Consider the following 8,007-nt stretch of genomic DNA (forward strand, 5'->3'; position numbering starts at 1 on the left):
GTGCTGGCCGGCCCCAACAGTCCGTCCAGACGCTCGCGCAGATCATCAGGGGCGCTTTCCTGTTCGGCCAGGCGTTGACGCAACGCCGCGTCGATCCGTCGCTCGTAGCCCCAGTAACGACGCAGGTAAAGCCGTTTGCCGGACAATACCAGTGGCCGCTGCTGCGCCTCCTCGCTGCCATCGACCGCCAGGGCCACGAGGCGGCTGGACGCCAGGACCTTGCACCAATGGGCACCGTCCAGCGTTCTCAGTATCTGCGAAGGCAACAGCATCACGCCCGTCTGCAGGTCGCCCTCGGGGGGCAGTGACAGGGCGAAATCAGGTTCCTTGAGTGTCTCGAACAGGTCCAGGCAGACATGCCCATGGCCCAGTTGGTGGCTGGTCAGCGCAGCCGCCAGCAATACCAGCGGATCATCGCCAGGCGATAATTCATGGAGGAACATGACGAATGCCTTGTCCAGCGCCCGCAACCAGCCACGTTCCACCCAGCGCGTGAGCAACAGCAACAGGTCCTCTGCACGACTCAGGGGCGCCAGGTCGACCAGCCCTTCGTCGTCGAGCGATTGAGGCAGCAGGTCGGCAAAGGAGCGACTCATAACAATTCTCCTTGCACCCATGCCGGCTCGGCCTTGGGCGCGGGTGCTCCTTGGAACAGGCGGTCAAGCTGTTCGATCAGTGCTCGAGGGGGCTTGGTGAAAAACACGCCCTGGCTGGCTGCACATGTGCCGCGAAGGAACAGATACAACGCGCCCCCGACATGCCGGTCGTAGTCATAGTCGGGCAGGCGCGCCTTGAGCTGGCGATGCAGCGCCAACAGATACAGCGTGTATTGCAGGTCGTAACGATTATCCAGAATCGATTGCTCCATGGCTTGAGCGGTGTAAGCCATGTCATCGCTGCCCAGCCAGTTGGATTTGTAGTCAGCCACGTAATACCGGCCGTCATGCTCGAAGGTCAGGTCGATAAACCCTTTGAACATTCCGTTGAGCAGTACCGGTTCCGCGGCGATACGAGCCACGCCACCATGGGTGGACTGGCAAACCAGTTCATCAAGCTTGAGCACATCGACCTTGTGACTGGCGAACCAGAACTCCATCTCGACCTGGAATTGGCTCAACTGAGCCAGTACCACCGGAGGCTGTCCGCCGCCGATCTGCAAAGGCGTCGTGACCAAGTGCTGCAACCAGGCTCCAAGGGTGCTGATCCAGCCTTTCCAGCCGCGTCGGTTGCAACGTCGCGCGATGGCATCTTCGATGGCCGTTGGCGAGGCGCTGAATCCTTCTCCGGCGGCCCATTCCAAAAGACCATGGAGGAACGTACCGGGGTTGGGGCCGCGGGGGAAACGATGGATATCACCACCGACGGCAATGACTTCCCTCGGAGCGTCGGGATCAAGCCGTTCGTCATCGAACATTTTCTGCGCCTGCGGGTTCTCCGGCGCAGAGTCAGCGCCGGCGCTGAGACTTTCTCCAAAGCGCAGTGCGCTATAAGAAGCGATCCACCAGTTCTCGCTGGCTTTACGTACCGGCAGCAAGGGTGCCAGCAACGCAGCATCATTGCGTGGGGGACGGTAGTGTTGATCGTTGGCCTGCGGCATGTCCAGGCAGCTCACCGCCTCGCTGCCCTGCTGCAGATCTTCCAGCCAACGTCTCAACGCCGCCGACTCGGTCAACGGCGCACCACCGCCCAGCAGATACCCCACCGCAGACAGATGCAGGATCGAGCGGCTGTTACTGCCTCGCTTGAGATCGGCCACACCTAACCAGCAGGCATGCTGCGCACGGGTAAGCGCCACGTATAGAAGCCGAAGATCCTCGGCCAGGCGTTCGTCGTCGGCCTTGGCGATCAACTCGGGGCTGGGCGTAAGACTGATCTGCGCATGACCGGCTTCATCGTGGTAATGCAACGGCAATCGAGTGCCGTCCACCGGCTTCGTCGAGCATATGAACGGCAGGAAGACCAACGGATACTCAAGCCCCTTGGATTTATGGATCGTGACCACCTTGACCAGTTGCTCGTCGCTTTCCAGGCGCAGGATCTGTTCCTCGCCCGCCTGCCCGGTCAATGCAAGGTGTTCGGACAGATAGCGAATCAAGGCCTGCTCGCCATCCAGCTCGACGGCGGCCTGCTGCAACAGCTCGCACAGATGCAACAGGTTGGTCAGCACCCGCTCGCCATCGCCACGCATCATCAAGGCCTGGGGCAGCTTGAAGTCATGCAGCAGGCGCCTCAGCATGGGCAGCACGCCCTGGGTGCGCCAGACCACCCGATAGCTACGGAACTGCATGACTCGACGTTCCCAGGCCAACTCGTCCTGGTTGAGGCGCTCCAGCTCTGCAAGCGGCAGATTCAGGGTGACGCTGGCCAGCGCAGCCCGCAGCGGCCGCTCGACGTCCGGCTCGGCGCAAGCCTTGAGCCAGGCCAGCAAATCCCTTGCCTCCTGCGAGGCGAAGACCGAGTCCTTATCGGATAGATAAACGCTGCGCACACCCCGTGCCGACAACTCGTTTCGCACGGCCTGCGCTTCCTTGCCATCACGCACCAGGATAGCGATATCCGCCGGTCGAAGCCCCCTTAAAATTTCCCCATCACCAACGAAGCCATCGTGCCCTGACTGGCCGCCATTGAGCAGCGCCGTGATTTCACTGGCGCAGGCCACGGCCATTTGCTGTCGATACACCGCTCCGGAGAGCGGCTGGTCCGAGGCCAGGTGCCAGATATTCAAGGCAGCAACGGTCCGCCCCGCAAGCTGCAAGGATTCCTTGCGGCCCTGGGACCCGACCGGCAGGAATGGCACCGGATTCTTACCCGATGGCTCGCGGAACAGAAAAGCCCCGCGCCCATTCGGACGCGATTCGGCGTATTGGAAAATATGATTTACGGCACCGACCATGGCGTGACTGGAACGGAAATTCGTCCCGAGCGTGTGCAACCTGCCGGCAGTGGCTTCACGGGCGCGCAGGTAGGTGTAGATGTCGGCGCCGCGAAACGCATAGATGGCCTGTTTCGGATCCCCGATCAGGAACAGCCCCGTTTCAGGATCGTTGTCGCCAATGCGATAGATGCTCTCGAAGATGCGGTACTGGACCGGGTCGGTGTCCTGGAACTCGTCGATCAGCGCAACCGGAAACTGCTCGCGAATCAGGCTCGCCAGGCGCTCCCCACCTTCAGCCTGCAAAGCTGCGTCCAGGCGCAGCAGCATGTCGTCGAATCCCATTTCCGCCCGGCGCCGCTTCTCCGCCTCGAAGCGCGCCCCGACCCACTGCGCAGCATGCTGCAGCACCGCAGCGTCAGGCGTGGGCAAGGCATCCAGGCCGGCTTTCAGGCCCGCCATGGCGTCCAGCCCTGGGTGGCTGGGCACGTCGCCCTTCCAGGCCTCGGCCATGCCTTCGGGCGTCAAGCGCGTGAAGCCGCTGCCGATGTCGAGCAACTCCAGGGTTTCGTCCTCAACCCACGCCGATATTTTCTGAAACCATGGCTCGAAGTAACGAGCCTGCATCTTGCGTCCGTCGACGGTTTTATTGGCTACGCCTTGCTGGCAGATCTCCAGCAACTCCACCGCCCACTGCCGCCAAGGCGCCTTGAGATCGAGCAAGGCTGCGCTGCGCTCGCGCAGGGATGCGGCGATGAGTTCCGCCGGTTCAAGCCCCTCGTCACCACCTCGCGAGCTGGCAAACAACCCCCTCACCCGTGGCAACAACGCAGCAGGACCGCCCCAGTGCGCTCGCACCCAGTCCAGTGCCTCACCCTCCATCGAGTAGCAGAACAATCGCCAATAATCGCGCAGCACCTCGCCGAGCAATTCGCTGTGGTCGGTTTCCAGGGTCTGGGTGAACAGGCTGCCGCTATCAAAGGCATGCTCACGAAGCATCCGCTGGCACCAGCTGTGGATCGTCGAAACGGCTGCTTCATCCATCCATTGCGCGGCGATATCCAGCCGATTCGCACAGCCAGGCCATTGCCCTGTATCAAACTCATCACGCAATGCGTTTATCAACGCGTCGGGAGCGGGAATCTCGTCACGAAAAAAACGCGCCGCTTCCGCGAGGCGGGTGCGGATGCGTTCGCGCAATTCCTTGGTGGCAGCGTCGGTAAAAGTCACCACCAGTATCTGCGGAGGAAGCAGCTCACGGCCAAAGCCGGCCGTCGAGCCGCCATGTCCCAGCACCAGGCGCAAGTACAACGCCGAGATGGTAAAGGTCTTGCCAGTTCCTGCGCTGGCTTCGATCAATTGACTGCCACGCAGTGGGAAAGCCAGCGCCAAGGGTGTTTGTCGACTCATGAATGCGCTTCCTCACCCGCCAACGAACGCCACGGTGCTTCCAGGAGCGGTCGATAGAGCGCGTCACACCAGTCGGGAAATGTTTCGTCAGCGACAAGCGCATCGAAGTCGGCATATTGCCGAGCCAGGGCGGGGCTTTCGCGCCGCTCGCCTTCAGACGTCAGCCCATCGCCTTCGTAGGCTTTTCGAGCGGCCGATTCGGCTTTGTCCGGATCACTCTGACCGAGCCAGGCGAAGGCGGTCTTCACTGCGATTGGCAGCGGTTGGCGCATGCCAGCCTGCCAGGCTTGCAACAAATCGCCGAGCAGCTTGCGGGCTACCGACTCGTCAAAGGGATTCAGCAGCAAGCTGTCATCGCTGGCGACCAATGCCGTCGTCATCGACAGACCGTTGGCGCAAGCCACGAGATGGTTCACCCAGGGTCGTATCAAGCGGTGCCATTTCCGGGTCCTGGTAGAACCGATACCGTTTGGAATGGCGGTAATGGCAAGGACCGCACCATCGGAGCGCTGGTGCAGGCCGCTGAGCCAACCTTCAATGCTCACACCGTGTAATTGCAGGCTGACGGGCACGGCACTGGTCAGCGGAGTCGGCCATAGCGCCAGAAGTTGCTGGTAGCGTTGCAGCAGATCAGGCAGCGGCTCGATCAATTCACGCTGCATACATTGGCCAAAGCCAGCCATGGGTAACAGGCCGCTGTTCTGAAGCCTCCTGGCGTGGGCCTCCAATGCAAGGTCCGCTTGGTCAAGGCGAACAAGGGCAGCCTCGAGCAGACTGTCGCTCAGGCTATAGCGCTGCAGGGCATCCAGGATAAAAGGTTCGTCGTCCGCCAATGGGGCTTCGAGAGGCTCAAAGAACACCTTGAGTCGCTGGCTGAAAAAATGCCGGACAGGATTACGCAGGAAATCCTGCAACTGACCTATCCCCAGGGGCTCCTCCTGAACGTAGGGCTCCAGGGCCCCAGGCGTGCCAGCATCCTCATGAACTTCATGAAGTCCTCGCCATTCGCTGGCATAGCTGAACAGCTCATCGCCCTGGTAGAAATAACGAGCGCTGAACGGTTGCAGGGGGTGCTCCTGGGTCAGCGCTTCAAGAAGGTCGCCATGGCCACCCGCCAACTGCCAGCCACTTGCGAGATGATCGCGCAACTGGCCGACCAGGACGGAGGCAGGCCGCTCGCTGTTGTCGCGGATGCTGCGCCCGACCCAACTGATGTAGAGTTTTTCCCGCGCAGAAAGCAGCGCTTCCAGCAGCAGGTAACGATCGTCCTCTCGTCGAGAGCGATCCCCCGGTCGATAATCACTGCCCATGAGATCGAAATCCAACGGAGGCTGGGCCCGCGGGTAATCACCATCGTTCATGCCCAACAGGCAGACCAGCTTGAAGGGGATCGCCCGCATCGGCATCAAGGTACAAAAATTGACCGCTCCGGCGAGGAAGCGCTGAGACAGTCGCCCTTGATCCAGCCCCGCCAGCCAGGCCTCTCTGACAACCGTCAACGGCAGTTCGTCGTGAAGGCCGACCGACTCGCAGGTTTCCAACCAGTTTTCACGCAAGTCCTCGAGCTGGGCCAGCAGATAATCGTCATGCTCGTTGCTCGCCAGAAAGAACAACTGCATCAGATCATGCAGGCGCATGCCCCAATCCTGGGGCGGAGCGGGCTGACTGAGCGCCTGGCAAGCGACCTCCAGGGCATCCAGCAACGCAACCAACGGACCGATCAACGCGGCATCCAGACCGCCGATTTCATCATAGGGTTCTATGCCTTCATAGGCTTGCGAATCACCGACGGCATACCCCAACAACATGCGACGCAGGCCGAAACGCCAACTGTTCTGCTCCAACTCCGCGGGCAAGCCCAGCCCGGCTCGATGCTCGGCGCTTATCCCCCAACGGATGCCTGCACCCTCGATCCAACGGTGCAGCGTCGGTAAATCGGCCTCATCGATGCCAAATCGCTCACGCAATGCCGGGACGTCCAGCAAATCAAGGATTTCGCTGACGGGGAAGCGACTATCGGGAAGCTTCAGCAAATGCTCGACGGCAATCAGCAGCGGATCGCGTCCACGCTGGCCTTGGTCCGTCAGGGTGAAAGGAATGAAACGCGGATCGACCCGGTCGAGTTGGCCAAATACTGCGCGGATATGCGGCGCGTAACTGTCGATGTCCGGGACCATGACGATGATATCCCGAGGACGTAAAGCCGGGTCCTTGCTGAAATGGGCAAGCAACTGATCGTGAAGAATCTCGACTTCACGCTGGGCGCTGTGGGCGATATGAAAACGGATCGATCCGTCTCGCGTGGTATCGACCGCGGGCCATTTTTCCCGGGTTTCGCTCAGTGGCCGCAGCTCAAGAATGTCATCCTGCAACTGGCTGAGGAGCGTAGTGGGATTGCCTTCGCTGAACAGGTCGATCCGCCCTTCGCTAAATACCGAGCGATAGGTGTTTGGCTCGTCATAGCTGTCGAGCAAGTTGATATAGTCGCGCCCCTGCTTCCCCCAGGCAGCCAGCAACGGATGAGCATGCTGATGCAAGGTTTGCGGGTCCAGGACGTCCGGCATGCCGCTCTTGCGTGCCTGCCGCTTGTATTGGTGGCGAAGCAGATCCTTGTCGGCCACGATATCTGCCCAATGATGACGGCAGGGGTTATGGACGCACAGCAGAACCTGACTGAACCGTGACAGCCCGGCCAGGGCTTCGAGCGCCTGGGCGGGCAGTGAGGAAATACCGAAGACTATTACCCGTGCAGGCAGACCTTTTGGTGCGGCTTCCAGACTATTGATGCGCTCGATATAGCGCTGATGAACACCCGCACGGCTTTGAGCCATGCCTTGCTCTCCCACATCCAGCAATAATGCTCGCCATAATTCCGCTTGCCAGCAATTCGCCGGCGCGAGCGGCTTGATTTCACCCCGGACGTTGCGGGTCTGATGGCGCCCTTGCGCCCAGTCTTCGAGCCAATCGGCTCGGTACACCTGATACTGGTCGAACAAATCTGCAAGGCGCTCGGACAACTGGTATCGCTTGCGCAAGTCCGTGTCATGGGTCAGAAAACGCCGCAGGGGCTCGAAATGGGGCTGTTCAATCAGCTGCGGCAGGAGGCGCATCAGCCGCCATGTAAGCGGAGCCTTGTCCAGCAAGGACTTGGCCGGAATCTCGTCACGCCCGAGCACCATTCGATAGAGCTGCCACATGAAACTGCCTGGCAACTGCACATCAATTGCAGCGGCGATACCGCAGCCGCCCATGTCGTCGTCAAGGGGATCCTCAGCCAGTGCCAGCTTCAGCCATTGGGCAATGCCGTTGCTTTGTACGAGCGCGATTTCATTTTCAAGAGGGGCCAGCGGATAGCGCCGCATGAGGCTTATCACCAGGCTGCGCAGCTCATCAAGGCGGTTCCCGTGGACCACCATGAAAGCAGGGCTGAGGGACTTAGCGTCCGGCATAAAGGCGTCCTTGAAAAATGCAAAAGCCAGGGCGAAACCTTAGCACTGTCGGGGGGCCGTGACAGCCGGGAGCTTTCTGCGCTTGTCGTAAGAATTTTCTTGCGGGCAAAACAAAACCCCTACCTGCATCAGCAGATAGGGGTTTCGGAATTTAATCTTGACGATGACCTACTCTCACATGGGGAAACCCCACACTACCATCGGCGATGCATCGTTTCACTTCTGAGTTCGGGATGGGATCAGGTGGTTCCAATGCTCTATGGTCGTCAAGAAATT

2 protein-coding genes, 1 rRNA gene and 1 pseudogene are annotated in these 8,007 nt (G+C 60.4%); all 4 read right to left on the bottom strand.

Annotated features, from left to right (window positions below; all coding sequences use genetic code 11):
- Window positions 1-596: pseudogene (locus ACE04F_RS27035) on the bottom strand (exodeoxyribonuclease V subunit alpha); the annotation flags it as partial.
- Window positions 593-4,282, bottom strand: coding sequence for an exodeoxyribonuclease V subunit beta (gene recB, locus ACE04F_RS27040; RefSeq protein WP_486110624.1), 3,690 nt, complete (start codon window positions 4,280-4,282; stop codon window positions 593-595). The pseudogene ACE04F_RS27035 and the gene recB, both read right to left, overlap by 4 nt.
- Entirely contained in the window at window positions 4,279-7,731 is a 3,453-nt protein-coding gene (recC, locus tag ACE04F_RS27045; RefSeq protein WP_486110625.1) for an exodeoxyribonuclease V subunit gamma, read from the bottom strand. Before recC ends, recB begins: the two co-directional genes overlap by 4 nt.
- Window positions 7,732-7,886: 155 nt before the next feature.
- Window positions 7,887-8,002, bottom strand: a 5S ribosomal RNA gene (gene rrf, locus ACE04F_RS27050).
- Window positions 8,003-8,007: the final 5 nt, after the last annotated feature.

Source organism: Pseudomonas sp. AGC41 (assembly GCF_057334555.1).